Annotated in this window: 27 protein-coding genes and 1 pseudogene; 1 reads left to right on the top strand and 27 read right to left on the bottom strand. The window is 63.6% G+C overall.

The genetic code is table 11. From position 1 onward, the window contains the following. The 8 genes and pseudogenes from RBR29_RS03585 to RBR29_RS03550 all read right to left on the bottom strand — a co-directional run. Positions 1–265 (bottom strand): annotated as a pseudogene (locus tag RBR29_RS03585) (CoA pyrophosphatase); the annotation flags it as partial. 68 nt (positions 266–333) lie between these two features. Next, on the bottom strand, positions 334–705 hold the full coding sequence (rplS, locus tag RBR29_RS03580; protein WP_320347314.1) for a 50S ribosomal protein L19: 372 nt from the start codon (positions 703–705) through the stop codon (positions 334–336). Positions 706–798: 93 nt separating this feature from the next. Then, positions 799–1,068, bottom strand: a complete 270-nt coding sequence (locus RBR29_RS03575; protein WP_320347312.1) for a hypothetical protein — start codon at positions 1,066–1,068, stop codon at positions 799–801. Between the two features lie 327 nt (positions 1,069–1,395). Continuing rightward, positions 1,396–2,037 (bottom strand): peroxiredoxin, encoded by a 642-nt coding sequence (locus tag RBR29_RS03570; protein WP_320347309.1) that lies wholly within the window; start codon positions 2,035–2,037, stop codon positions 1,396–1,398. A 116-nt stretch (positions 2,038–2,153) separates the two neighbouring features. Next, positions 2,154–3,968, bottom strand: coding sequence for an acyl-CoA dehydrogenase (locus RBR29_RS03565; protein ID WP_320347307.1), 1,815 nt, complete (start codon positions 3,966–3,968; stop codon positions 2,154–2,156). A gap of 80 nt (positions 3,969–4,048) precedes the next feature. Next, positions 4,049–4,978 carry an FAD-binding protein gene (locus RBR29_RS03560; RefSeq protein WP_320347305.1) on the bottom strand — a complete coding sequence of 310 codons (930 nt, stop codon included), beginning with the start codon at positions 4,976–4,978 and terminating at the stop codon, positions 4,049–4,051. Beyond that, positions 4,979–5,728: an electron transfer flavoprotein subunit beta/FixA family protein gene (locus tag RBR29_RS03555; protein ID WP_320347303.1), complete on the bottom strand. Its 750-nt coding sequence runs from the start codon at positions 5,726–5,728 to the stop codon at positions 4,979–4,981. It lies immediately after the preceding gene. A gap of 72 nt (positions 5,729–5,800) precedes the next feature. Continuing rightward, entirely contained in the window at positions 5,801–6,724 is a 924-nt protein-coding gene (locus RBR29_RS03550; protein ID WP_320347301.1) for a histone deacetylase family protein, read from the bottom strand. Between the two features lie 10 nt (positions 6,725–6,734). Here RBR29_RS03550 and mltB point away from each other — a divergent pair, with 10 nt between their 5' ends. After that, positions 6,735–7,910, top strand: coding sequence for a lytic murein transglycosylase B (mltB, locus tag RBR29_RS03545; protein ID WP_320347299.1), 1,176 nt, complete (start codon positions 6,735–6,737; stop codon positions 7,908–7,910). 18 nt (positions 7,911–7,928) lie between these two features. Here the strand turns inward: mltB and cysM are convergent, their stop codons facing one another. The 19 genes from cysM to serC form a co-directional block, all read right to left on the bottom strand. Next, positions 7,929–8,834, bottom strand: a complete 906-nt coding sequence (gene cysM / locus RBR29_RS03540) for a cysteine synthase CysM (protein ID WP_320347297.1) — start codon at positions 8,832–8,834, stop codon at positions 7,929–7,931. Positions 8,835–8,939: 105 nt separating this feature from the next. Then, on the bottom strand, positions 8,940–9,425 hold the full coding sequence (locus RBR29_RS03535) for a DUF655 domain-containing protein (protein WP_320347295.1): 486 nt from the start codon (positions 9,423–9,425) through the stop codon (positions 8,940–8,942). Between the two features lie 93 nt (positions 9,426–9,518). Then, a complete protein-coding gene (rfaD, locus tag RBR29_RS03530; RefSeq protein ID WP_320347293.1) occupies positions 9,519–10,523 on the bottom strand; it encodes an ADP-glyceromanno-heptose 6-epimerase in 1,005 nt (334 codons plus the stop codon). Beyond that, positions 10,520–11,488: a D-glycero-beta-D-manno-heptose-7-phosphate kinase gene (gene rfaE1, locus RBR29_RS03525; RefSeq protein ID WP_320347319.1), complete on the bottom strand. Its 969-nt coding sequence runs from the start codon at positions 11,486–11,488 to the stop codon at positions 10,520–10,522. Before rfaE1 ends, rfaD begins: the two co-directional genes overlap by 4 nt. Positions 11,489–11,490: 2 nt before the next feature. Further along, entirely contained in the window at positions 11,491–12,702 is a 1,212-nt protein-coding gene (gene lapB / locus RBR29_RS03520; RefSeq protein WP_320347291.1) for a lipopolysaccharide assembly protein LapB, read from the bottom strand. A gap of 17 nt (positions 12,703–12,719) precedes the next feature. Further along, the gene (locus RBR29_RS03515) at positions 12,720–13,043 is read right to left on the bottom strand and encodes a lipopolysaccharide assembly protein LapA domain-containing protein (RefSeq protein ID WP_320347289.1); all 324 of its coding nucleotides are present in this window, start codon (positions 13,041–13,043) and stop codon (positions 12,720–12,722) included. Continuing rightward, positions 13,010–13,699: a hypothetical protein gene (locus RBR29_RS03510; protein ID WP_320347287.1), complete on the bottom strand. Its 690-nt coding sequence runs from the start codon at positions 13,697–13,699 to the stop codon at positions 13,010–13,012. The genes RBR29_RS03515 and RBR29_RS03510 overlap by 34 nt, the downstream gene beginning before the upstream one ends. Before the next feature lie 88 nt (positions 13,700–13,787). Further along, positions 13,788–14,687: a CorA family divalent cation transporter gene (locus RBR29_RS03505; protein WP_320347285.1), complete on the bottom strand. Its 900-nt coding sequence runs from the start codon at positions 14,685–14,687 to the stop codon at positions 13,788–13,790. Next, the gene (locus RBR29_RS03500; protein ID WP_320347283.1) at positions 14,684–15,637 is read right to left on the bottom strand and encodes a CorA family divalent cation transporter; all 954 of its coding nucleotides are present in this window, start codon (positions 15,635–15,637) and stop codon (positions 14,684–14,686) included. Before RBR29_RS03500 ends, RBR29_RS03505 begins: the two co-directional genes overlap by 4 nt. A gap of 3 nt (positions 15,638–15,640) precedes the next feature. Beyond that, positions 15,641–15,967, bottom strand: coding sequence for a hypothetical protein (locus tag RBR29_RS03495; RefSeq protein ID WP_320347281.1), 327 nt, complete (start codon positions 15,965–15,967; stop codon positions 15,641–15,643). A 66-nt stretch (positions 15,968–16,033) separates the two neighbouring features. Continuing rightward, positions 16,034–16,987, bottom strand: coding sequence for a CorA family divalent cation transporter (locus tag RBR29_RS03490; RefSeq protein ID WP_320347279.1), 954 nt, complete (start codon positions 16,985–16,987; stop codon positions 16,034–16,036). Continuing rightward, entirely contained in the window at positions 16,984–17,286 is a 303-nt protein-coding gene (locus tag RBR29_RS03485) for a hypothetical protein (RefSeq protein WP_320347277.1), read from the bottom strand. Before RBR29_RS03485 ends, RBR29_RS03490 begins: the two co-directional genes overlap by 4 nt. A 718-nt stretch (positions 17,287–18,004) precedes the next feature. After that, the gene (locus RBR29_RS03480; protein ID WP_320347317.1) at positions 18,005–18,346 is read right to left on the bottom strand and encodes an integration host factor subunit beta; all 342 of its coding nucleotides are present in this window, start codon (positions 18,344–18,346) and stop codon (positions 18,005–18,007) included. Between the two features lie 8 nt (positions 18,347–18,354). Continuing rightward, positions 18,355–20,067, bottom strand: coding sequence for a 30S ribosomal protein S1 (gene rpsA / locus RBR29_RS03475; RefSeq protein WP_320347275.1), 1,713 nt, complete (start codon positions 20,065–20,067; stop codon positions 18,355–18,357). 104 nt (positions 20,068–20,171) lie between these two features. After that, complete coding sequence (locus RBR29_RS03470) at positions 20,172–22,181, bottom strand: bifunctional 3-phosphoshikimate 1-carboxyvinyltransferase/cytidylate kinase (protein ID WP_320347315.1); 2,010 nt, start codon at positions 22,179–22,181, stop codon at positions 20,172–20,174. Positions 22,182–22,183: 2 nt separating this feature from the next. After that, a complete protein-coding gene (locus RBR29_RS03465) occupies positions 22,184–23,062 on the bottom strand; it encodes a prephenate dehydrogenase/arogenate dehydrogenase family protein (RefSeq protein WP_320347273.1) in 879 nt (292 codons plus the stop codon). A 23-nt stretch (positions 23,063–23,085) separates the two neighbouring features. Next, positions 23,086–24,198 (bottom strand): histidinol-phosphate transaminase, encoded by a 1,113-nt coding sequence (gene hisC / locus RBR29_RS03460; RefSeq protein WP_320347271.1) that lies wholly within the window; start codon positions 24,196–24,198, stop codon positions 23,086–23,088. A 10-nt stretch (positions 24,199–24,208) separates the two neighbouring features. Beyond that, a complete protein-coding gene (pheA, locus tag RBR29_RS03455; RefSeq protein WP_320347269.1) occupies positions 24,209–25,297 on the bottom strand; it encodes a prephenate dehydratase in 1,089 nt (362 codons plus the stop codon). Then, positions 25,287–26,420 carry a 3-phosphoserine/phosphohydroxythreonine transaminase gene (gene serC, locus RBR29_RS03450; protein ID WP_320347267.1) on the bottom strand — a complete coding sequence of 378 codons (1,134 nt, stop codon included), beginning with the start codon at positions 26,418–26,420 and terminating at the stop codon, positions 25,287–25,289. The genes pheA and serC overlap by 11 nt, the downstream gene beginning before the upstream one ends. Positions 26,421–26,550: the final 130 nt, after the last annotated feature.

The raw sequence follows: 26,550 nt of genomic DNA, 5'->3' as shown, positions 1-26,550 counted from the left end.
TCAGACCGGTTTCACGCTGAACCAGCGGCATGAGAACCGCAGCTTGACGCGCGCGGGCATACGCATCCCCCCCCGGTGCAAAGGACTGGGCGAACAGGGGTTCAACCTGCCAGTCCACAGGGTGCAGAAAGGCTTGGCGAATGGTATCCAGCCGCAGGCATTCCGGCGGCAAGGGCGGCAGGGGCGCACTGGGCAGGACGGGCTGGACCTGGGGATCGAAACCCGCGATCCGGCTTCTGTCCGGGGACGACATCCGATACGACATGAAATCCCGAGGGCCAAAAGACAAAGGCACCCGAACGGGTGCCCTTGGATCGATTCGCGAAGCCGTGATCAGACAGCCTTGCGAACCAGTTTTTCCTTGATGCGAGCGGCCTTGCCCGTCAGGTTGCGCAGATAATACAGTTTAGCACGACGAACGTCACCACGCCGCTTGACTTCGATCGAGGCGATCTGCGGCGAATACAGCTGGAAAGTCCGTTCGACGGCTTCGCCCGACGAGATCTTGCGCACGGTGAACGCAGAATTCAGGCCGCGATTGCGGCGGGCAATGACCACGCCTTCGTAGGCCTGGGCACGCTTGCGCGAGCCTTCGACCACATTGACGCTCACGATGACCGTGTCGCCAGGGGCGAATTCAGGGATGACACGGCCTTCGGTCAGGCGCGCGATTTCTTCTTTTTCGAGGGTTTCGATCAGGTTCAAGATAAGCTCCAGGGCATCATGGACACCGGGTTTGGGTCAAGGAAACGACATTGTTGGAAATGCCGGGCCAGAGGATGCAAACAGGGAATTATATCAGAACCCTGCTGCCGCACCCAGCCACATCATGCCAGGAATCATGGCCGCCCAGATCAGGACCATGAGCACATCCCCTGTCAGCGCTGCCAGACGGCGCCAGCCGATCCGCCAACCCGTGTGAGGTCGATGCGCCAGAATCGCCCCCTGGCGGTCTGACGACGCACGCCCCCAGCGGGCACTGCGCCCCGCTGGGCGGCCACCCCATGCGCTACCCGAGACCCAGGGCCCCAGCAGCACCCCTGGAACACTGACAGGCCTGGCACCCATCGTACTGCGCCCTGTCGGGCCCCGTCTGGCAGAGTCCGCGCCAGACCATGTCCATGTTCCGTTCCAAAGCATCGAGCCTGCCATATGATCTCTCCCAGGCATGTCCGGCGAAAGAACCGCCAGAGCTGTTGTTTTATACAGTGCTTCTCGTTACTGTACATAAAACCAGTGCCTGGCGCAAGCCAATGATCCGGACGACGAAAATACCGACTCGCCAGTCAGCCTGAACCAAGCAAAACCCCGGCGACGGACCCGAAAGGTCCAGCGCCGGGGTCTGGCCAGCCCACTGCAGCAAGGCCGGCACGCCCGAGGTCGATCAGGCCCGGATCAGAGATTCGGCTGCGGCGTGATGCGCAGATAGGGGCGGATTTCGGTATAGCCCTTGGGGAACTTGTCCTTCAGGACGGCCGGGTCCTTGATGGACGGTGCGATGATGACGTCGTCGCCCTGCTTCCAGTTCACTGGGGTGGCAACGCTGTAGTTGTCGGTCAGTTGCAGGGAATCCAGCGCGCGCAGGATTTCATCGAAATTGCGGCCCGTGCTGGCCGGATAGGTCAGGATCAGGCGGATTTTCTTGGCCGGATCGATGACGAACACCGAACGCACCGTGGCAGTGGTGCTGGCATTCGGGTGAATCATGTCGTACAGGGTCGCGACCTTGCGGTCCTCGTCGGCCAGAATCGGATACTGGACATTGGTCTTCTGCGTATCGTTGATGTCCTTGATCCAGTCCAGGTGCGACTGCTTGCCGTCGACCGACACGGCAATCACCTTGGCACCCCGCTTGGCGAATTCGCCCGACAGGATGGCGGTGTAGCCCAGTTCAGTGGTGCAGACCGGGGTGAAGTCGGCTGGGTGGGAAAACAGCACACCCCAGCCATCCCCCAGAAATTCATGGAACTTGATTTTCCCCAGGGAAGAGTCCTGTTCGAAATCGGGGGCGGTATCGCCCAGACGCAGAGTGGCCATCGTTTGCTCCTGTTTCAAGTGTCCGCCGCCCGGACGATCCGGGCGGCCTGCATTGGTTTAGACACTTAATATTTTTGCAAAATAAGGATGGCCGTTGAAATACAGGATGGTTATGACTATATCTGCGCCTGGCGCACATAGCGATCCGCCAGCCCACCATCCTGGATCGAGGTTTCCAACGCCAAGGCTCGCGGCAGCACGTGAACCGCATACTGCACGGCCGTGGCGATCTTGTTCGGATGGAAAACATCGGTCGAGCCGGCATCGATGGCGGCGGCAGCGGCCAGGGCGGAGCGCCCCAGTTGCCAGCCCGCGTGTACCGTCCCGGCCAGCATCAGGCACGGCACGCTGCCCGTGAACACGCCACGGATATCCTCGCGCACATGCGCCAGCACAAAGGCCAGTGCCGATTCATAGGCCTTGGCCGCCGCGTCCAGGCGTTCACCAATCACCCCCAGGGCTTCGGCATGGGGGCCGCTGGCGGCCCGCAGGGCCGTCACCGTATCGCGCATGCCGGCAATCTGCCCGCGCGCGACGGCGCCGCCATCCCGCACGAGTTTGCGGCCGATGAAATCGTTCGCCTGGATCGCCGTCGTCCCTTCGTAGATGGGCAGGATACGGGCATCACGGTAATACTGCGCAGCACCGGTTTCCTCGATGAATCCCATGCCACCATGCACCTGCACGCCCAGGGATGCGACCTCGACGGAAGACTCGGTGGAGAACGCCTTGACGATGGGCACGAAATATTCATACACGGCCTTGCAGTGGGCGCGTTCAGCCTCATCCGCCAGGTGTGCGGCCTTGTCCCGGTAACCGGCCGCCACATAGGCGACGGCACGTGTGCCTTCGGTCAGGCCACGCATGATGCCCAGCATGCGCGCCACATCAGGATGGCGGGCGATCGGCACCGGCCCCGGAGAGCCTTCCAGTGCATTGCCCTGGATACGCTCGGCCGCATAGGCCGCCGCATGTTGCAGTGCGCGTTCGGACACCGCCACGCCCTGCAGACCGACGGCATAACGCGCCGCGTTCATCATGATGAACATGTATTCGAGGCCACGGTTTTCTTCACCGATCAGATAGCCGACCGCGCCGCCCTCGCCCGCTTCACCCTGGCCCGACCCGTACAGCAGCACGGCGGTCGGACTGCCATGGATCCCGAGCTTGTGTTCCAGGGAAGCGCACACCACATCATTGCGAGCCCCCAGAGAACCATCGTCCTTGACCAGGAACTTGGGCACGACGAACAGGGAAATGCCCTTGACGCCCTTGGGTGCGTCCGGCGTGCGCGCCAGCACCAGGTGAATGATGTTTTCCGCCATGTCGTGATCCCCATACGTGATGAAGATCTTCTGGCCGGTGATGCGGTAGCTGCCGTCGTCCTGGCGCACAGCCCGGGACTTGAGCAACGCCAGATCAGACCCCGCCTGAGGCTCGGTCAGATTCATGGTCCCGGTCCAGCGGCCTTCCAACAGAGGGGGGATGAAGCGTGCCTTCTGTTCGTCCGAGCCCACCATGGACAGCGCCTCGATCACGCCATCGGTCAGCAACGGGCACAGGGAAAAAGCCAGATTGCCGGCATTGATGCTTTCGGTGACCGGCGCGGCGATCAGTTTGGGCAAGCCCTGGCCGCCCAGTTCGGCTTCGTGCGGCAGGCCCTGCCAGCCGCCCTGCGCGAAGGCCTGGAATGCCGCCTTGAAACCGGGGGTGGTGCGCACGCCGTCCTCGCTCCAGCGAGCCGGCTCGGTATCGCCCGCACGGTTCAGCGGGGCAATCTCTTGTTCGACGAAACGCGCATTTTCTTCGAGCACGGCATCGACGAGGTCTTCAGAGACCTCTTCGAAACCGGGCAGCGCCAACACGCCCGGCAGATCGGCCAGTTCGCGCAAAATGAAACGGATATCCTGAATAGGAACCTGGTATGTCATCTCAATTCCTGTGGGTGCGCGGGGGAATGCCCCGCATGAAGCACTGCGGGCCCCCGAAGGGACCCGCAGCAGTCACCAGATCAAAGTGCCTGGACCAATTCGGGGACGGCCTGGAACAGGTCGGCCACCAGGCCGTAGTCGGCCACCCCGAAGATCGGCGCCTCGGCGTCCTTGTTGATCGCCACGATCACCTTCGAGTCCTTCATCCCCGCCAGGTGCTGGATCGCCCCGGAGATCCCCACCGCCACATATAGCTGGGGCGCCACGATCTTGCCGGTCTGGCCAACCTGCCAATCGTTGGGCGCGTAACCGGCGTCCACTGCCGCGCGCGAGGCACCCAGGGCCGCGCCCAGTTTATCGGCCAGTGCATCCAGGATCTTGAAGTTCTCCGCACTGCCCAGACCGCGTCCGCCCGACACCACCACGGAGGCCGCCGTCAGGTCAGGCCGGTCGCTCTTGGCCAGTTCACGGCCCACGAACTGCGACTTGCCCGAATCGGCCACGGCATCGACGGTTTCGACCGCTGCCGAGCCACCCGTGGCAGCCGCCGGATCGAACGCCGTGGTGCGCACGGTGATGACCTTGGTCGCATCGGCCGACTGCACCGTTGCCAGTGCGTTGCCGGCATAGATCGGCCGGACGAAGGTATCGGCCGATTCCACGGCCACGATGTCGGAAATCTGCGCCACGTCCAGCTTGGCCGCCACACGCGGGGCGACGTTCTTGCCGGATGCCGTGGCGGCAAACAGGATATGGCTGTAGCCACCGGCCACCGCCAGCACCTGTGCGGCCAGGTTTTCGGCCAGTCCTTCGGCCAGCGATGCGCCATCGGCCAGCAGGACTTTGCTCACGCCCGCAACCTGGGCCGCCTGATCGGCCACAGCGCGTGCGCCCGAGCCCGCCACCAGGACATGGACATCACCGCCGATGGCCGCCGCCGCAGCAACCGCGTTGCGAGTCGCAGTACCCAATTGGGCATTGTCATGTTCGGCAATCACCAGAATGCTCATTTACACCACCTTCGCTTCGTTCTTGAGTTTGTCCACCAGGGTCGCCACATCGGGCACGATCACGCCGGCCGAGCGGCTGGGCGGCTCGGCGACCTTGAGCGTTTTCAGGCGCGGCGCAACGTCCACGCCCAGAGCACCGGGTTCGACGGTTTCCAGCGGTTTTTTCTTGGCCTTCATGATGTTGGGCAGGGTCACGTAGCGCGGCTCGTTCAGGCGCAGATCGGTCGTGATGATGGCCGGCAGCGCCAGGCTGAGGGTTTCCAGCCCACCGTCGACTTCGCGGGTGACCTGCACGCGATCGCCCTGCACCTCGACCTTGCTGGCATTGGTGGCTTGCGGCCAGTCCAGCAGCGCGGCCAGCATCTGACCCGTCTGATTGGCATCGTCATCGATTGCCTGCTTGCCCAGGATCACCAGGTTCGGCTGTTCTTTGTCGACCAGCGCCTTCAGCAGCTTGGCCACCGCCAACGGCTGCAATTCGGTATCGGTCTGGACCAGGATGCCCCGATCGGCACCGATCGCCATGGCAGTGCGCAGTGTTTCCTGGCATTGCGCCACCCCGCAGGACACCGCCACGACCTCGGCAGCCGCGCCCTTTTCCTTCAGGCGGGTGGCTTCTTCAACCGCGATTTCGTCGAACGGATTCATGGACATCTTGACATTGGCGATGTCCACGCCAGTGTGATCGGATTTGACACGTACCTTGACGTTGTAGTCAACCACGCGCTTGACCGGTACCAGGACCTTCATCGAGCATACTCCAGAATGGAAAGAAAACGGGATGGCCGCGTTCGACGGCAAATTGCATCGCACGCGGCCCCATCAGTAACCGCCCAGCGCCCGCACATGCGCCACCGCGCTGCGCCCCAGGGCGGACAGATCGTAACCGCCTTCGAGAAAGCTGACGATCCGCCCCTGGGCGGATTCGGCCGCGATCTCGACCAGACGTTCGGTGATCCAGGCATAGTCTGCCTCGACCAGTTTCAGGCTGCCCATGTCGTCTTCCCGGTGGGCGTCGAACCCCGCCGACACCAGGATCAGTTCGGGCCGGAATTCATGCAGCGCCGGCAGCCAGTACTTTGACACAAGCGCACGGACCACATCGCCGTCGGAATAGGCATCGACGGGGATATTGACCATATTCGACCCCAGGCCCTCGTGGCGGGTATCGGGAAACAGGGGATATTGATAGAAACTGCACATCATGACCCTGGGCTCTTTCAGGAAGGCTTCTTCCGTTCCATTGCCATGATGCACGTCGAAATCCACGATGGCGACCCGCGACAGCCCATGGTGATCCAGCGCATAGCGGGCCGCAATGGCGACATTGTTGAAAAAGCAGAACCCCATGGCCCTTTCAGGACAGGCGTGATGCCCCGGCGGGCGGATGGCGCAAAAGGCCGTCTTTGCATGCCCAGCCAGGATTTCATCCAGAGCCGTCAAGCCTCCTCCGGCAGCCGCCCACGCCGCCTGCAGCGTGTCCGGATTCATGATCGTATCAGGATCCAGCGGAAAATAGCCATGCGCCGGCGCATGCTGACGCAAGTAGGCCAGATATTCCGGTGTATGCACCCGCAGCACATCCTCGGGCTCTGCGGGGCGTGCCGTGCGATGAGACAGGAAGTCCATCAAGCCATTGGCGGTCAGCTGATCGGCCACCGCATCCAGGCGTTGAGGGCATTCGGGATGCCAGGCCCCCATTTCATGCAGCCGGCAAGCCGGATGGGTAATATAGAGAGTCTCCATAAGGGCGATTATGTTCAGACCAATCCGTATTTTGCAAGTTGCCGTAGCGTCGCTTTTTATATCCGGCTGCGCCAGCAGCCATAGCGGTTCCGAACCGCCCGCCGCCGCCCATGAGGGCGCAACGAATCAAACAATTGTTTCAAACAATCGTATCAATTCTAGCAGAACGCCACCGGCACCGGGGGATTTCCTCGGCGCCGACGGCCGCCTGCTGCCCGAAGTGCAGTCATTCGCACAGGAAACGGCCCGCACGAATGCCCTGCCCCTGGCGGACGTCGAAACCCTGCTGGCCCAGGCCCGCTACGATGCCAAAGCGGCGCGCCTGATCGTACCACCCACACGCTCGGGCCGCATCCGCCGCGCCTGGACCAGTTACCGCCAGCGCCATGTCGATGCCGTACGCATCCGCGAAGGCGTTTCCTTCTGGCAAGCGCATCGACAGGCGCTCGACCGGGCCAGCGCTCGCACCGGAGTACCCCCCTCCATCATCGTCGCCATCATCGGCATCGAAACCGTCTATGGCCGCTACACCGGCAATCACCGGGTCCTGGACGTTCTCGCCACGCTGGGGTTCCGTTATCCCGACCCGAACCGGCCAGAACGCCAGGCCATGTTTCGCCAGCAGCTGGCCGACCTGCTCGTGCTGGATCACCAGGGAATGCTGGACGCGCGCAGCGTGGAAGGCTCGTTTGCAGGGGCCATGGGGTTGCCGCAGTTCATGCCGGGCAGCCTGATGCGCTACGCCGTCGACGGCGACGGCGACGGGCGTGTGGACCTGGCCGGCAACACGGATGATGCCATCGCGTCGGTGGCGGCATTTCTGCAGGCCCACGGCTGGGTGCGGGACGTGCCGGTCTTCGCGCCAGTGGCCCTGCCGCCCGACGCCGCCCGGCTGGCCCAGGACGGCCTGAAGCCAGAAAGCAACTGGGCCGCCCTGAAGGCCGCCGGTGCCCGAGCGCTGCCGGGTGGCGGCCCGGCCTGGCAGGCCCAGGCGCTGGGAATGATCGACCTGCGCGACGAAATCCGCGACACACACGATGTGCGCTGCGCCACGCCCAATTTCTTTGCCATCACCCATTACAACCGCAGCTACTTTTACGCAGCCTCGGTCGCAGACCTGGCGCACGAGATCGCCGATCGCATTGGCTATGGCGACCCGAACCGTTTTGACGGACCAGAAAACTGAACGCCCTGTGCCGGGGTTTCAGTTGAACACACCGGAAGACAGGTAGCGGTCGCCCCGGTCGCAGACAATGAAGACAATGGTGGCGTCACGCACCGTGGCCGCCACCCGAAGGGCTGCGACAGCCGCACCCGCCGAGGAAATCCCGCCAAAGATGCCTTCCTCGGCAGCCAAGCGCCGGGCCATGGTTTCCGCCTGTTCCTGGGTAATGGGTTCAAAGGCATCGACAGCAGCCGGATCGTAGATGCTGGGCTGGTAGGCTTCGGGCCATTTGCGGATGCCGGGGATATGGGCGCCTTCGGCCGGCTGGGCGCCGATGATGCGCACGGCCGGATTGCGTTCCCGCAGGCTTGCCCCCACCCCCATGATGGTGCCGGTCGTCCCCATGGCGCTGACGAAGTGCGTAACCTGGCCACCGGTCTGTTCCCAGATTTCCGGGCCGGTGGTTTCGTAATGCGCGCGAGGATTGTCGGCATTGGAAAATTGATCCAGGACCTTGCCCTTGCCCTCGGCCTGCATGCGCAGCGCCAGGTCACGGGCATATTCCATGCCCCCGCCCTGAGAGGGCGTCAGGATGAGTTCGGCCCCATAGGCCGTCATGGCGGCGCAGCGTTCCTGGGTCGAATTGTCCGGCATGATCAGGACCATGCGGTAGCCCCGCACGGCGGCGGCCATGGCCAGGGCGATCCCCGTATTGCCGCTGGTCGCCTCGATCAGGGTATCACCAGGGCGGATGTCACCGCGGGCCTCGGCCTGCCGGATCATGCTCAGGGCGGCACGGTCCTTGACCGATCCCGCCGGGTTGTTGCCTTCCAGTTTGGCCAGGATCACGTTGCCACGCGGATCGCCGACGTCGCCCGGCAACCGCTGCAGGCGCACCAGAGGCGTGGATCCGACGATGTCTTCAATGGTTGGGTAGGTTCTCATGGACGAAATCATACACCCGTCCACCCGCCCTGCCGGCCAAGACCCGGGCCGGAATATGCTTATGAAAAAACAGCATGCCGCAAGCCCGGGGATGGCTGGCACACGTCAACGGCGACCTGCCGCCGTTGATTTGGACGGCCCAGCCGGGCCACCCGCCCCGGGCGCACCGCCCCCTCGGGGGTGGCTGCCCTGTTCCGACAGACGTGCACCGCCGCCATCGATGGTCAGGCCAGCCGCCTGCAGGGCCTGGGCCCGGCGCGGACCGATGCCGCGCACCCGGTCCGACAAGTCATCGAATGACTGAAAACGCCCGCCCCGCGCACGCTCGTCAAGAATGATCTGGGCGGTCTTGGGCCCAATACCGCGGATACCACGCAACTGATCCAGCGTGGCGGTATTGAGATCCACGGCCCCCGCCGCGCCGGCCCAGGCCAGCGAAGCCATGCCGGCGGCCGCCAGCAGGCGCGGCCATGCGCGCGCATGGGGGCGCATGGCGCGCCTGCTGGCAGACACACGCCCCAGACGTGTGGGAATGGCCTCGGAGGATCCGACGGCCGGACGACCGGCCGTCTCGTGCAGAAAAGGATTCATGACCGACTCCTGAATGTGAAGGTCCGGTCATGATGCCTGGGCCAGGCATCGAATGGCGTGGCGCGTGATCCGGAATGTCCGTCCGGGAAAGTATCAGGCGATCTTCAGTCGCCCTGATTCCAGCAACTGACCGACATAGGCATTGACCCCCGTTTGTACATCACGGAAGGCATCGGTATAGCCAGCCGCGCGCAGCCCGGTCAGATCGGCCTGGGTGTGGCTCTGATAGCGGCCTTTCAGGTCGTCCGGGAACGGGATGTAGCGCAGCTGACCGCTGGCCGCCAGTTCCGCCAAAGGCAAGGCCAGCTGCCCCTGATGCACACGCAGGCTGTTGACCACAGTCTGGGCCACATCATTGAAAGGCTGTGCGCGCCCGGTGCCGCAGTTGAAAATGCCGGAGACTTCCGGGTGGTCCAGAAAATGCAGGTTGACCTTGACCACGTCATCGACAAAGACGAAATCGCGCTGCTGGCCGCCGTCCGGATAACCATCCCAGCCGCCGAACAAGCGTACATGGCCTTCGCTGGCGTACTGATTCATGTTGTGAAAGGCGACCGATGCCATGCGCCCCTTGTGCTGCTCGCGCGGACCATAGACATTGAAATAGCGCAGGCCGACCACCTGTGCCGTCAGGCGATCCATGCGCCGGCGCAGGACCTGGTCGAACAGCAGCTTGGAATACCCATAGACGTTCAGCGGCGCCTCGCAGGCCGGGTCTTCCACGTAGCGCGGACCTGCACCATACACGGCCGCCGACGAGGCATACAGAAAGGGCACCTCGCGCGCCTGGCAGTATTCGAACAATTCCAGCGTGACGCGAAAATTATTGTCCATCATGAAGCGCCCATCACGCTCCGTCGTGTCGGAACAGGCCCCTTGATGAAACACCGCGTCGGGGCGCGGCAATTCTCCCGCCAGGACGCAGCGGCGAAATTCGTCCTTGTGCTGGTAGTCCGCGATTTCCAGGTCGGCCAGATTGTGGAATTTATCGCCGTCGGTCAGGTCATCGACCGCCAGGATGTCGGTGATGCCGCGCGCATTCAAGCCACGGACCAGATTGCTGCCGATGAAACCGGCCGCGCCGGTGACCACGATCATGATGTCAATTCCTCTGCGGTGACGATGGAAGTACCCAGTTTGCCGACCACGATGCCGCCCGCGCGGTTAGCCCACGCCATGGCCTGGAACCAGTCCAGCCCGGCAGCACGAGCAACGGCCAGGGTGGCCAGCACAGTATCGCCCGCGCCGGACACATCGAACACTTCGTGCGCCTGAGCGTCCACATGCCGACGGCCATCAGCGGTATAGAGCGTCATGCCCTGTTCGGAACGGGTGATCAGCAAGGCTTCGAGATCCAGTTCCTGGCGCAAAGTCTGGGCACGGTGCGTCAGGTCGTCCTCTGAGTCCCAACGACCCACGGCGTCCTGCATCTCGCTGCGATTGGGCGTGACCAGGGTGGCCCCACGATAGCGCGGATAACGATGGCCCTTGGGATCGACCAGCACTGGAATACCACGTTCGCGGGCCGCCCGGATCATGGACTCGACCCTGGAAAGCGCGCCCTTGGCGTAGTCCGACAGCACCAGCAGATCATAGTCTGCCAGGATATCGGCCAGACTGGCATCCAGCGCGTCCAGCGCACGCACACCCGGCCCCTGCTCAAAATCGACCCGCAGCAACTGCTGCTGGCGTCCCAGCACCCGCATTTTCAGGGTGGTGTCCATGCCTTCGGCGTCCTCGACCAGATGGTCGCGCACACCTGCCTCGCGCGCCAGGGTACGCACGCGGCTGCCGGCCTCATCGGCACCGACCACCCCCAGCAGACCCACGCTGGCGCCCAAGGCGACGATATTGCGCGCTACATTGGCTGCGCCGCCCAGGCGGTCTTCCCGGCGGGCGACCCGCACCACGGGCACCGGCGCCTCGGGCGAAATGCGCTCGACTTCGCCAAACCAATAACGGTCCAGCATGATGTCCCCGGCCACCAGAATCCGGGCGGCCGCAGCAGCCCGGACCGGAAATGCGCCAGTGGATTCCGGCCTGCAGAGCGGGGCACTGCCCATGGTCATCGAATTTCCTCCAGTCGGCGAGGCCGATAGGTTTCCCAGGTATTGCAGCCCGGACATTGCCAGTAGTAGCGCCGGGCCTCGAAGCCGCACTGTTCGCAGGCATAGCGATCCAGGCGCTGGGTATGTTTGTGGATCATGCTGCGCAGCAGGCCCAGGTCAGCGCTCGGCACCAGCGATTGGCCCGGCAGGCTTTCAGCCCCCTGGCCAAGTTCGACTTCGAGCAGGCGATCCAGCCCCAAAAGTGAAGGGTGGGCGCGCAGCGCCTGGCGGGCAAAGGTCCAGGCAGGCCCAGCGCCCTGCGTGGCGCGCAAAGCACGAAAAACCACATTGAACAGGTCGAGCGTCGGCAGCCGGGCATGCTGGTCTTGCAGCAGCGACAGGCCTTCGTCCGCACGCCCCAGGGCGGTATAGCATTCCAGCAGCGACTGGGCGACCAGTCCGGCAAATTCGGGCGCCGTGGACAGGACATCCTGGAGTTGCGCGCGCTGCGATTCCAGATCGCCGCGCAAGGCCGCCCAACGGGCACGCAGCATGCGCACGCGCGTCTCGGACGCCGGGGTGGCGCCATTCTGACGCGCCGCATTCTCGGCAGCGTCCAGCGCCTGGGCGGCCGCATCGAAATCCGGTGTCTTGGCCTCCAGCAAGGCCTGGGCACGCTCGCAATGGTAATGCGCCAGTTGCGGGATGGGTTCATCGGTACGGCCACGCAGTTGCTGGACGGCATCGATGGCCTTGTCCCAGTCATGTTCGGACTCATGAATCCGGACCAGGGCCCGCAGAGCCTCCAGGGCATGGCGCGTTTGCAGCACGGCCAGGAAGCCCTGTTCGGCGCGGTCCAGCATGCCAGCCTTGAGAAAATCCTGGGCCAGCGCCAGCTGGGCGTTTTCGCGGTCCGGCAGGGGCAAGTCGCCACGCGAGAGCAGGCTCTGATGCACGCGAATGGCACGTTCGATCTCGCCCCGGCGGCGAAACAGGCTGCCCAGAGCAAAATGCAGTTCGGTGGTTTCGGGATCAAGCTTGGCAACCTCGACAAACGCGTCGATGGCCCGGTCGGGCTGCTCATTGAGCAGAAAGTTCAGCCCCTTGAAATAGGAATCGGGCAGCACCCGGGTTTCCGACAGCATCTGGCGGAAATCAAATCGCGCCGCCAGCCAGCCCAGGCCGAACAGCACCGGAACGATGATCAGCCACCAAAGTTCGAAATCCACAGCCTGCCTCGAAATGATCACAGGGGCGCCAGTGGCGCGACGGTCTCGGGGATCACGGGGGCAGACACGGACTGGGGATGGTCCAGGGCATCCTGGGCACGCGCCAGTTCGCGGCGCAGGCGATTGATTTCACGGCGGCGGCGCAGCATGGACGTGGCCGCCATGAGCAAGCCAAAGGCCACGCCCAGGACGAAGGCGACCAGCATCACGACGATCAGCGGAACCTGGCTGAGGACATGGTCGGCGAACAGCCCGACATCCACCGGCGCCGTGTTTTTCAAGGCGAAAAGCAGCACGATGACAAAGATCAGCAGCCGCAGAATCCAGACCAGGTAGCGCATTGACAAGCTCCTCGGGACAATCTGGACATTGTAAACGGAAAGCGTTCCTGCGCCTGGAATTCAGACCTCGGAGACGTCCTCTTCGCCGTGTGCCGTTCCAATGACTGACAGAACAACTGCCCCAGGTGGGTCGCCTGGCCGGTCGCAATCACCAGTGCCAGTGCCGTGCCGGCCACGACACGATCGCCCATGACGCCAATCTGTGCCCAAGGCTGCTGGATCGAACGCTCCAGCACCAATCCATCGCTGCCGAGCAGGCGCACATCGGCCGGCAGCCAATCCCCTGGAAACAGACAGAGAATGTCGCCACGCACCAATTGATGCACGGGTACCTGCTGATCGCTGTCAGGCAATCCATACAGACGCAGCTGCCGGCGCACCGTGCAATGACCATCCTGTGCGCACCGCGCCAGATCGCGCAGCGCCGCCGGAACCGTATCACGGGGAGCCAGATAATTGGGTCCTTCCTGTACAAGACGCCGCAGAACCTCATCAAACGGCAGGCCACGCAAGGAACTGCCCAGCAACGCCAGACCATCAGCGGCCGGCAGGCACGCAAGATCGCACAGGGTGCAGCGGGTACCCCGCTGTTCAGGGCGCGTATTCCGACACAGCAGTGATCGACGCGGGCATAAGGGGGAAAGAAGTGCTTGCATGGGAGCCTCTCTCGGCAGACGCGCGGCAGCCTCCCATGCCTGAAATCAACGACAGGGATGACAGCGTGCGAGCGTCCGCATATCTCTGTCAGCGCAGCGCACCCGATTGCTTGACCATCCACACCGGGACAGCCGTCAGGATCAGCACCACCACCAGCTGGACCCACAAAGAGCCATCCCAGGACAGCTCCGGCATGACACGAAAATTCTGGCCATACCAGTTGATCAGGGCCGTGCCCGGAATGAAGGCCGCCCACAGCACGCTGAACACTTTGGTCACGTTCAGGTCACTCATGGCCACCGTCTCACCGGCCACGCGCCAATGAAAGCGCTGCCGTTCCAGCAGGAATCGCGCGCGCCGCTGCACACCGTCGAGTTCAATCATCAGTTCCTGCACCTGATCCAGCAGCGGCCCTCCCTGACGCAGGGCGGCGCGGCGCAGCCGCTGATTGGCGCGCTCAATGTCATCGAGCGACTGCAGCACATAGGACAGCGGGACGTTGAGACTATTGAGGTACTTGTCCACACCGGACAGGTCCTCTACCCCACGGGTGTCGTTGGTGCCCACATTGATCTGAAACGCTCTGATGGATTGGACCGGCGAGGAAAGATCCTGATTGATGCGCTCCAGCACCCGCACGGCCTGTTCGAGCAACTGGTGCAGCAATACCAGTGCAACGGACTGCGGGCAATCGGCCTGCATGCCCTGGGCCTGCAGGCGTTCCAGTGCCTGGCCTGGACGCAGCAATGGGGCGCCCGTCTCTACCGTATAGAGCGGTTCGTCGCCGCGCGCCTGGCGCCACAGCAGATCGGAGACCACCAGCTGGTCGTCCTTCAGACGCACGCAGCGGATGCGCAATGTGCCCGCCGCGCCATATGCTACGCGCGGAATCAGATCCACATCGTGCAGGCGGTTGAGGTCCTCCAACGCCTGCAGATCATTGGCATACAGGCGCTGCCAGGCCGGCAGTTCCTTGATCACATTCATCGCATCCACCCCTTGCGCTTGATGTAGAACAGCGGCATGAGCGAAAAGAACCCTGTCAGGCCCATCACCAGCCACTCGCCCCAAACCAGCTCCAGTTCCGGCATATAGGCAAAATTCTGCCCATAAAACGCCGCCAGCAGTGTGGGCGGCGTGAACACTGCCGTGACCACCGTGAACACCTTGATGACCTGATTCTGCTTCAGGTCCAGGGTGGTCATCAGCGACTGCTGCAGATTACGAATCTTGTCATGCTGGAAGCGCGCATAACGGCGCAGGCTGTGAATATCCGACAACAGCATGCTCAGGCCCTGCGCAAGGGTGGCGTTATCGGAAAAACGACGCAGCCAACGCCCGGCACGCGCCAGCATCAATTGCCCTTCAACCATGCGCGCCACCAATTCCTCGGCCTCGCCCAGTGCAATCGCCGTGCCCGCGATATCTGCTACGCCCGCCTGACGCTTGGACATCTCGAACCCGCCACTGGCCACTGCCACCGCCTCACTGCGCGCATCGAGTTGCTCCGACAGTTCCCCGACCGCTGCGCGCGCCGCATCGTTGAGTACCTCGATGATGGTGAACAGCATGGTTGCCGGATCCAGTTCGATCCCAGTCCGTTGCGCCTGCAACAACTGCTCGCCGGCCAGATCCAGCGCTTCCAGATGCACATCCTGCTCGACACTGATCAGCAGGTCTTTCCCAAGTACGAACAGGACGCAGGTTTCCTGATATTTCCGCTCTTGGCGAATCACCATTTCCACCGGCACCAACACACAACCGGCCTCTTCAATGGCTGCACGCCCACGCTCAAGCGACAGATCAATGCCGTAGCGGTTCTGCACGGCAGCCAATTGCTCGGTCTGCGCAGCCGACAGCCGCAACCAGCCAGCCTGCCGCAGCTGCGGATCGACCGGGCGCTGCGCAAGAGGCAGGGATTTCTGAATCTGCGTCACGGTTCAATCCTCCTGGGCAGCCGCGCCACCCTGTTCGACTGACACCACCTGTTCGTCCTGATCCGGCATCAGGTAGATGCCGTACAGGTGCAGCGCCGCGAAACTGCCCAGAATCAGGGCGTACAGCACAATCACGGCCACCATGATCTCGCGCTCGATCTGCGCGGTGCGCGGCCGCGCGGCTCGGGCGCGATCAATGGCCTGGCGACGCTCCAGCGCAGCCGCATTCCCGTCCTGTTGCAAAGTCAAGTCGGCATTCCAGACCAGCCCATGCAGATTACCGACGGCCAGGGGCGAGACCGCGCCCGATGAGTTCAGATTGTTCGACATCGAAATTCCTTGTTTTCAGTTTGTCTGGTCGGCCCGGCAAGCACCGGAACCGAATGAACAGATGGATCAGCGCAACCAGCCGCGCCGCTTCACGTACAGCAGCGGCAACAAGGCCAGCACCGCCGTCAACACGATGATCATGGGTTCGCCGTACTGCCACTCCAGAATGGGCATATTGGCCACATTCATGCTGTAGTAGGTCGAGATCAGCATGGCCGGCAGGAAGACTGCCGTGATCACTGAGAACACCTTAACGATCTGGTTCTGCTTGACGTTGAGCGCCATGTTGTTGGTGGTCTGCAGCAGCCGCACGCGGTCGTGCACGAAACTGACGTGTTCTTCGACTGCTTCGATATCGTCGATCAAGGTGTGGAACAGCGGCTTGAGCCAACTGTCACCTGCAGGCAGGCGCGCCAGGGCGTGGCGCGCAGCCAATGCCAGCTGCAACTGGCTCTCGATGCAATCGGACAGTAGTTTTTCGACCTCGCCCAGATCCAGCTGGGCCGACACCACATCGCTGACGCCGAAATCACGGTCGCGCGACTCCAGGCTATTGAGCACCGAATTGGTCTGCACCAGCACCTTGCCCAGATCGTGATTGAGCGCATCCAGCAGTTCATCAGTGGCATCATTGATCGTCTGCAGAATCACCGCAAAACACTCAAAAGCGTCATTATTCCGGCCATCCCGGGCGATGCGCTGCTCGGCGGCCGCCAGTGGGGCTGGCGCTGGATCTGGCTCCAGCGATATCACCGCCTGACGGCCCACGGCAAACACCACGCGGCTGATCTTTTTCTGCCCCTGCTCCAGGCTCAGAAAGGTGATGGGAAAATAGCCAAACTCACCGTCCTGACTCGCATTGCCCTGCACGGCCCGGACGATGTCGATGCCAAATTCATGCTGGATCTCGTCAAGCCGCCGGTTCTGCGTGGCATTCAGGCGCAGCCAGGGGCCTTGCTGCTGACTGCGGAGCACCTGGGTACGCGCCCCATTCCCATTGCGTTGATCTTGGATATTCATTGCTCGTCCTGTCCAGGCGCCTGGGCGCCCGATTGATCGACCTTGATGGCCTGTGCGCTTTCATAGAAGCTGGCATGCGACCCGGAAGTGGAAGACGTTTTGGTCTCCAGGTCGTAATTGAAAATATGCAGGGCTGCCACTGCCAGAACCAGAATGCCCCAGGTGTATCCCAGCATGGAAAATGACAGGCGCTCATAGCGTGACCAGCGCCAGGGCCCCATGGCGGCCCCCCCCGAGGGGCAGCGCGTCGGACGGCTCCAGACGCCAGCCTGCATGGCAGCACTCGGAGATGTCTGCATGGCGTGTTGTGGATATGGCATAGCTCGACCTCATCAAAAAACGCTCACACCAGGGCCAGGCGATGCGCACGGCAGCACACTCGCCTGTCCAGACGGAACAAAGAAAAAGGGTGGGACTCAACGGCCCGGTTCAGGAAAATGTTCGCAACGGAACGCTGAATGGGCACGGCCCAAGGCCACGCGCCCATCAGGCGGCAGCTGGCGTGCCAGGGAAAAAACGACAAGTGGGAACAACATGGGCGCGTCTCCGGGGTGCGGCATGCACGGACGGCCCTGCGCACTCAACGCAAACGCTGTCTTGCAGTCCGGACCCGATAGCGGGCTTTCAGGAACAAGGGAAAAACGGGATCAAGCGCACTGCGGCGCCTTGGCGGCTCGGGGTCCATCGCTTGCTCCTGAAATGCGGCGCCAGGCGCCGACAGACACTGTGTATGGCTTCGCCTGCTGCGAAGCCCCCTCCGGACCGGTGTTGGCTTTCTCGGGCAATCATCCAGTCCAAACGGGAAGGCGGATGCCGTCCCGCTGACAGTTCGAAATTCTGACATGGCAGGCCGTCGATGACCAGCAAGCATTAGGATGGCCGGCCATACCATGCAGCCATCATGCCGATACCTTGGTATATCGACACGACACTGCCTCAGGTCGATCCAGACAACAACGGGCGACGCCTTTTTCAAGGCGACGCCCGTTGTTCGGCTGCGATGTCCGGCCAAGCCCGCTACAGCATGCGAGCCCGGTACAGGTCATCCACGGTGGCGGGCTCATCGGCATCACCGACAGGCCCCTGATCCACGCGTTCACGCAGTTCTTTACCCGGCTTGAAGTGTGGCACCAGCTTGGCGGGCACGTGCACTTTTTCACCGGATTTTGGATTGCGCCCCACCCGCGGTTGACGCCGCGAGAGGGAAAAACTGCCGAAGCCGCGGATTTCGATGCGCTGGCCCTGGGCCAGCGCATCGGCCATTGCATCCAGGACCGTCTTGACCGCAAAATCCATGTCGCGGGCCGCCAACTGCGGATAGCGGCCCGCCAGCACGGCAATGAGCTCGGACTTGGTCAGGCCAGGCATCACTCGTCGCGCTGCTGGTCAAGCTTGGCCTTCAGCAGGGCACCCAGATTGGTCGTGCCCGAGGAGGCGCTGGCTTCGGTCATACGCTGGATGGTTTCGGCCGTTTCGGCGTTGTCGCGAGCCTTGATCGACAGCTGGATCGAACGCGCCTTGCGATCGATGTTGATGATCATGGCTTCGACCTGATCGCCGGCGTGCAGGACCGTCGTGGCATCCTCGACACGCCCGGCGGAAATTTCCGAGGCGCGCAGATAGCCTTCGACGTCCACGGACAGCGTCACGACGGCACCCTTGGGTTCAACGGACTTCACGGTACCCGACAGGACGGCGCCCTTGTCGTAGGTAGCCACGAAGTTGTTGAACGGATCGCCTTCGAGTTGCTTGATGCCCAGGGAGATGCGTTCCTTGTCGGTATCGATGCCCAGCACCACGGCGTCGATTTCGTCGCCCTTCTTGAAGTTGCGCACGGCCTCTTCGCCAGATTCGGACCAGGAAATGTCGGACAGGTGCACCAGGCCATCGATGCCGCCGGGCAGGCCGACGAACACGCCGAAGTCGGTGATCGACTTGATGGCGCCGTGGACCTTGTCGCCCCGCTTGAAGTTGGCGGCGAAATCTTCCCAGGGGTTGGGGCGGCATTGCTTCATGCCCAGCGAAATGCGGCGACGGTCCTCGTCGATTTCCAGGACCATGACTTCGACTTCTTCGCCCAGGGTCACGACCTTGCGCGGATCGACGTTCTTGTTGGTCCAGTCCATTTCGGAGACGTGCACCAGGCCTTCGATGCCGGCTTCGACCTCGACGAACGCACCGTAGTCGGTCAGGTTGGTCACCTTGCCGAACAGGCGGGTGCCTTGCGGGTAGCGACGGCCCAGGCCGATCCAGGGGTCTTCGCCCAGTTGCTTGACGCCCAGCGACACACGGGATTTTTCCTGGTCGAACTTGAGGACCTTGGCTTCGATTTCCTGGCCCACCTGCAGGACTTCGGACGGATGGCGGACACGGCGCCAGGCCATGTCGGTGATGTGCAGCAAGCCATCGATGCCACCCAGGTCCACGAATGCGCCGTAGTCGGTGATGTTCTTGACGATGCCTTTGACGATGGCGCCTTCGTGCAGGGTTTCGAGCAGCTTTTCGCGTTCCTCGCCCATGCTGGCTTCGAGCACGGCGCGGCGCGACAACACGACGTTGTTGCGCTTGCGGTCAAGTTTGATGACCTTGAATTCGAGCGTCTTGCCTTCGTAGGGAGTGGTGTCCTTGACGGGACGCAGATCGACCAGCGAACCCGGCAGGAAGGCGCGGATGCCATTGGTCATGACCGTCAGGCCGCCCTTGACCTTGCCGGTGATGGTGCCATTGACCAGTTCGCCGGATTCCAGGGCCTGTTCCAGTTGCAGCCAGGCCGACAGGCGCTTGGCGCGGTCACGCGACAGAATGGTGTCGCCATAGCCGTTTTCCAGGGAATCGATGGCAACGGAGACGAAATCACCATCCTGCACTTCCAGTTCGCCCTGGTCGTTCAGGAATTCTTCGAGGGGGATGTAGGCCTCGGACTTGAGACCCGCATTGACCACGACAAAATTGTGGTCGACACGCACGACTTCGGCAGAGATGACCTCGCCGGAGCGCATGTTTTGATCCTTGATGCTGGCGGCAAACAGATCGGCAAAACTTTCGCCGCCCAGAGCGGCTTCGGTGGTAAGGGTGGACATGAACGATAGATCCATACGCCCCGAAGGGCAGTCATGACACGCCAGGCGCAGCGCCCAGCGGAGTGAAACAACATCCTGCCCAAAGGCGCCGGCAGCAGCGCCCGTCAGGCAGGCCCACGTGCGGACCAGAGATCCAGCACTTGACGCACCACGTCATCGATCCCCTGATGGGACGAATCCACGGTGACCGCATCCGCCGCCGCAACGAGCGGCGCATGCGCCCGACCCCGATCGCGCGCATCACGCGCCTTGAGGTCGTTCAAAAGGTCGCTTAGATTAGCAGAAAACCCCTTGTCCTTCAACTGCTTATGGCGCCGCTGCGCGCGCACCTCGACATCGGCGTCGAGAAAGATTTTCAGCGGGGCATCCGGAAAGACCACCGTGCCCATGTCGCGCCCATCGGCCACCAGGCCGGGCATCCGGCGAAAATCCCGCTGCCGCGCCAGCAGCGCCTCGCGCACTGCAGGCCAGGCCGCCACGCGCGAGGCCAGGTTGCCGACCGCTTCCTGGCGGATCAAGGTGCCAACATCTTCGCCATCCAGGAAGATGGCGTCTGGTTCAAAGCGCACATCCAGACGCCGAGCCAACCGGGCCGCCTGGGCCTCGTCGGTGCCATCGCCCCCTTCGCGCAACACGGCCAGCGCCGTCAGTCGATACAGCGCGCCGCTGTCCAGCACGCGCCAGCCCAGGGCATGAGCCACCCGTTGGGCGATGGTCCCCTTGCCCGAGGCCGTCGGCCCGTCGATGGTGATCACCGGCGCAGACGGCGATGCCCCGGCATCCGTGCCCAGCAGGCGACGAAAATCCGTGAAATAGTCTGGGTATGTCTTACTGACGCAGCCTGGATCCAGGATGGTGACCGGCACGGGACCAAAGGCAGCCAGCGAAAAACACATTGCCATGCGATGATCGTCGTAGGTGCGGATCTCGGCCGCACGCCAGTCGTGGGCTGGCAAAGGGTATACCGTCAGGCTGTCGGCGTCGGATTCCACGCGCGCGCCCAGCCGGGTGAGTTCGGCGTGCATGGCATCGATGCGATCGGTTTCCTTGACCCGCCAGCTGGCAATGTTGCGCAGCCGGCAGGGGCCATCGGCATACAGGGCCAGCACGGCGGCGGTCATGGCCGCATCGGGGATCAGATTGAAGTCTCGATCAAAGGCCCGCAGCCGTTCACCCCTGGCGACCCGGCAGCCCTGCACCACCAGCGCATCGGCCTCGCGCTTGACCTGCGCGCCCATGGCCTCGACCACTTCGGCAAAGGCCACGTCACCCTGGATGCTGTCACCCCCTACCCCTTCGATGCGGATCGGACCGCCGGCAATCGCGCCCAGCCCCAGAAAATACGAAGCCGACGAGGCGTCGCCTTCGACCCGGTAGCGGCCCGGTGCGCGATAACGCGCATCGGCCGGGATGATGAAGCGTTCCCAGCCCTCGCGCCGTACAGGCACGCCGAAACGCTCCATCAGGTTCAGGGTGATCTGGATGTACGGCCTGGAGATCAGCGGCCCATCCAGCTCAATGACCACGTCACAGCCAGTGCGGTGGGCCGCGACCGGCGCCGCCATCAGCAGCGCCGTCAGGAACTGGCTGGACACGGAACCTCGCACCCGCACCGGCTGCCGCGCGTCCAGATGCCCAGGACCGATGCGCAGCGGGGGATAGCCTTGCTGGCCTTCGTATGCGATTGCGCAACCCAGGCCGCGCAAGGCATCGACCAGATCCCCGATGGGGCGTTCATGCATGCGCGGCACACCCGACAATCGATAATTGCCGCCCATCATCGCAAGAACGGCCGTCAGTGGCCGGAAGGCCGTACCCGCGTTGCCCAGGAACAGATCGGCCTGCTGCTGTGGCCAGCGCGCCGCACCGCCCAGGCGCACCCGGTCCGCGCCGGTCTGACGCAGATCCAGGCCCAGAGCCTGCAAGGCCGTGCGCATCACCTGCGTGTCGTCAGAATCCAGCAGGCCATCCAGTTCGGTGAAGCCATCGGCCAGCGCCGCCAACAGCAGCGCCCGATTGGAAATGCTCTTGGAACCCGGCAGCACCACCGTGCCGCACGCATGGGTGGCTGGTTCCAGGCACAGGGAAGGTTCACGAGCGTCCGCAGCGGTCATGTTCATTGCATCGGGTTCCTGCCGCCCCAGAACCGGCGGGCGAGCGCCGCCTGTTCGAGCAAGGCCTCAAGCGCGGCGGGGTCGGGATCGTCTTCGAGGGTCGCCCGCAAGCGCCGCAGCATCTGGTCGAAATGATCCAGCTCACGCAGCACCGCCGTCCGGTTGGAAAAAAAGATGTCGCGCCAGACTTCGGCTGAGCCCGCCGCGATCCGGGTAAAGTCCCGGAACCCCGTGCCGGCCAGATTCAGACGCGTGTCGGCGTCCTCGGAACGGACGATCCCGGCCATGTAGGCGGCCGCCAGGAAATGCGGCACATGGCTGACCGCCGCCAGTGCCCGGTCGTGAGCATCGGGCGTCATCAACGAAATGCGCGCCCCGCAGGCTTCCCAGATGCGGATCAGACGATGTTGCAGCAGGCCGGGCGTGTCCTCGAACGGGGTCAGCACGACCTTGCGCCCGTGATACAGCATGGGGTCCGCCGCCTCGGGGCCGGCCATTTCCGATCCCGCGATGGGATGGCCGGGGATGAACTGCGCATGGCAATCGCCCAGGATGTCTCGCGCCAGCGCAGCCACATCGGCCTTGGTGCTGCCCGCGTCGGTGATCAAGGTATCAGGCCGCAAGACAGGCGCCAGCGTTCGCAGGATCGGCGCCATGGCGCCCACCGGCGTCGCCAGAAAGAGCAGATCGGCCTGTGCCGCTGCCTGTTCCAGGTCGACAATCTCGTCGATCAGGCCCAGGGTTCGTGCACGTTGCAGGGAAGCCGGATTGCGCCCCACCCCCAGCACCCGGCCCACCTGCCCGACCCGGCGCAGGGCCGCCGCAAACGACCCGCCGATCAGCCCGATGCCGACAACAGCCAGCACGGGGATGAGCGGCATTGTCGAGGAATCCGACGGCTGGCTCATGCCCCGAGCACGTCCTTCAACGCGGCAAGCAGGCGGGCGTTTTCCTCGGGCAAGCCGATGCTGACCCGCAGGTGTTCCGGCAGGCCGTCACCCGCCACGGGCCGCACGATGATGCCTCGACGCAGGAGTTCGCCGTTCACGCGCGCGGCATCGCCCACGCGCACCAGTACGAAATTCGTATGGCTGGGGACGAATTCCAGGCCCAAGGCGGAAAAGCCATCCTGAAGCTGCGTCCGGCCTGCCCGGTTCAGCGCATAGGTCTGGTCCAGAAAGGCGGTGTCATCCAAAGCGACGCGCGCCGCGATCTGGGCCAGGACATTGACATTGAAGGGCTGGCGCACCCGATTGAGCAGATCCGTCAGCGCCGGCTGCGCCAGCGCATAGCCAACCCGCAGTCCAGCCAGGCCATAGGCCTTGGAAAACGTGCGGGTCACGATCAGGTTGGGAAATTCGCGCACCCACCGCGTGCTGTCCGCACGTTCCTCGGGATCCAGATATTCATCATAGGCTTCGTCCAGCAGCACCACGACACGATCCCCATGCCGGGTCCGGACGGATTCCAGGAAAGCCTGCACGCGAGCACCGGGCAGATGGGTGCCGGTGGGATTGTTCGGATTGGCGATGAACACCAGCCGGGTGTCGTCCTCGATGGCCGCCAGCATGGCATCCAGATCATGGCCGTAATCACGCGCCGGAACCATCAGGTGGCGGGCGCCCCGGGCCTGGGTGCTGAGCCGGTAGACCGCGAAGGCATGCTGCGCATAGACAGCCGATGTGCCTTCGTCCAGCAAGGCCAGGGAAGCCAGTTCCAGCAGATCGTTGGAACCATTGCCCAGGGTGATCCAATTGGCCGGCACCCCGTGATGCGCCGCCAGGACCGCCTTCAGATCGAAGCCGTTGGCGTCCGGATAACGCCCATGCAACGCGCCGACGGCCTCGGCGAGCGCCGCACGCACGCGGTCGGAACAGCCCAGCGGATTCTCATTGGAAGCCAGCTTGATGATGCCATCCGGGTCCAAGCCGTATTCACGGGCAAGTTCCTCGATCGGTTTGCCGGCCTGATAGGGGGCGATGGCCCGGATGTGGGCAGGCGCCAGGGTCTCTGTCATGAGTCGAACCTCATTGCCGGGGGTAGGACCCCAGCACCTTGAAGAAGGCGACCTGCTGGCGCAGTTCGGCCAGGGCCAGGGCGACGGATTCGTCATCCCGATGGCCCAGCAGATCGACGTAGAAATAGTATTCCCATTGTCCCGTGCGTGCGGGACGCGATTCGAAGCGGGTCATGGATACCCCATGCCGAGACAGCGGGGCCAGCATCTCATAGACCGCGCCCGCGCGGTTTGGCACCGCCAGGATCAGGCTGGTCTTGTCACGCCCGGTGGGGCCGGCATCGCGCAGCCCGACGGCCACGAAACGGGTCTGGTTCTGCGGGTCGTCCTGGATACCGCTGACCACGGCGCTCAGCCCCCAGGCAGCGGCCGCCGCATCCCCGGCGATCGCCGCACAGGTGGGATCTTCGGACGCCATCCGCGCCGCCTGGGCGTTGCTGGCCACAGGCAGGCGTTCCAGCCCGGGATGGTTGCGGCTGAGCCAGGCCTGGCACTGTGCCAGGGCCTGGGGATGCCCCAGCACCCGCGTCACGCCTTCCAGGCCGCCGGTCAAGGTGAGCAGATTGTGATGGATGCGGATGGTGCGCTCGCCGAGCACCTTCAGCGAAGAATTCAGCAACAGATCCAGACTGCGGTTGACAGCGCCTTCGGTGGAGTTTTCGACCGGCACCATGCCGACATCCGCCTGCCCTGCCTCGACGGCGCGAAAGACCTCGTCGAAGGATTCGCAGCGCAGGCTGGTAATGGCATGGCCGAAATGCTCATGGGCTGCCTGCTCGGAAAACGAACCCTGCGGTCCCAGAAAGGCGACGGTGAGCACGCTTTCCAGTCCTCGACAGGTGGAAATCACCTGGCGCCAGATCGCCGCCACGGCCTCTTCCGGAATCGGCCCGGGGTTGTCCGATTGCAGACGCCGGATGATCAGGGCCTCGCGCTCGGGTTTGAGAATCGGCCCGGCGGCATCAAAGGTCTTTTTGATTTCGCCGACTTCCAGAGCCGCGCGCGCGCGCTGGTTGAGCAGATCCAGGATCTGGGTGTCCAGCGCATCGATGCGCTCACGCAAGGGTTCCAGTCTGGCCTGCAGCGTGTCATCCGCCATGGCGGGCCTCGAAGTCCTTGAGGAAGTCGATCAGGGCTTGCACGCCTTCCATGGGCATGGCGTTGTACAGCGATGCCCGCATGCCGCCCACCGCCTTGTGCCCCTTCAGTGCCAGCAGGCCGGCCGCCTCGGATTCTGCCAGGAAAGCAGCGTTCAAGGATTCATCACGCAGAAAGAACGGCACATTCATGCGCGAACGGCAGGCCGGCGCGATCCGGTTTTCATACAGATTGGAACGGTCCAGGCAGTCGTACAGGGCACGCGACTTGGCCTCGCTGGCGGCATCCATCGCTGCCACCCCGCCTTGGCGCAGCAACCACTTGAACACCAGTCCCGCCATGTAGATGGCATAGGTCGGCGGGGTATTGAACATGGACTGGGCACCCGCCACGTTGGCGTAGTCGAACACCGATGGACAATGCGCCAGCGCATGACCGATCAGATCCTTGCGCACGAAGGTCAGCGTCACCCCCGCCGGACCGGCGTTTTTCTGTGCGCCGGCGTAGACCATGCCCACACGCGAAAAATCGATGGGCCGGGACAGGATGTTGGACGACATATCGGCCACCACCGGGACATCAGGCGCCCCGAGCGCAGCCATGTCGGGCATGACGGGCTGCTCGATCCCGCCGATGGTTTCGTTGGCGCACAAGTGCAAGTAAGCCGCATCGCGGCGGACACGCCATTCGGATTGCGGCGGCAGCCAGCACCAGGGGCCGTAGCGGCGGCCGTCGATGACGGCTTCGGATTCAGCAGTGGCGGCCACGGCGATGTCACCGTAGCGCGCAGCCTCCTTGAAGGACTTGCCCGCCCAGTGACCGCTCAGCACGTAGTCGGCCCGGCCCAGGCCGGCGCGGCCGATCAGGTTCAGCGGCACGATGGCATTCTGCGCCGAGGCGCCACCTTGCATGAAAAGCACCTCGAAATCATCCGGCACCGCCAGCAAGGCGCGCAAGTCGGCTTCGGCCTCGTCGCGGATGCGGCTGTAATGCTTGCCGCGATGGCTCATTTCCATGACCGAAGTGCCGCTGCCATTCCAGTCGCACATTTCGGCAGCGGCCTGCTGCAGGACTTCGAGCGGCAGGGTGGAAGGGCCTGCGGCGAAATTCCAGGGCCGGTTCATGGCTGATCCTTGTCGGTGTGTGATTCATCTCCGCCACCGGCCACGGGCCCGCTGTCGGCTCCGCCTTCGGACGCTTCCGAAGCGGCCTCGACCACTTCGTCCTCGTCGGCATCGCTTTCGACCACACGCC

Source organism: Castellaniella sp. (assembly GCF_034007085.1).
Classification (GTDB): domain Bacteria; phylum Pseudomonadota; class Gammaproteobacteria; order Burkholderiales; family Burkholderiaceae_B; genus Castellaniella.
The sequence above is the reverse complement of the archived record's forward strand: the minus strand, read 5'-3'. Positions and strand labels throughout refer to the sequence as shown.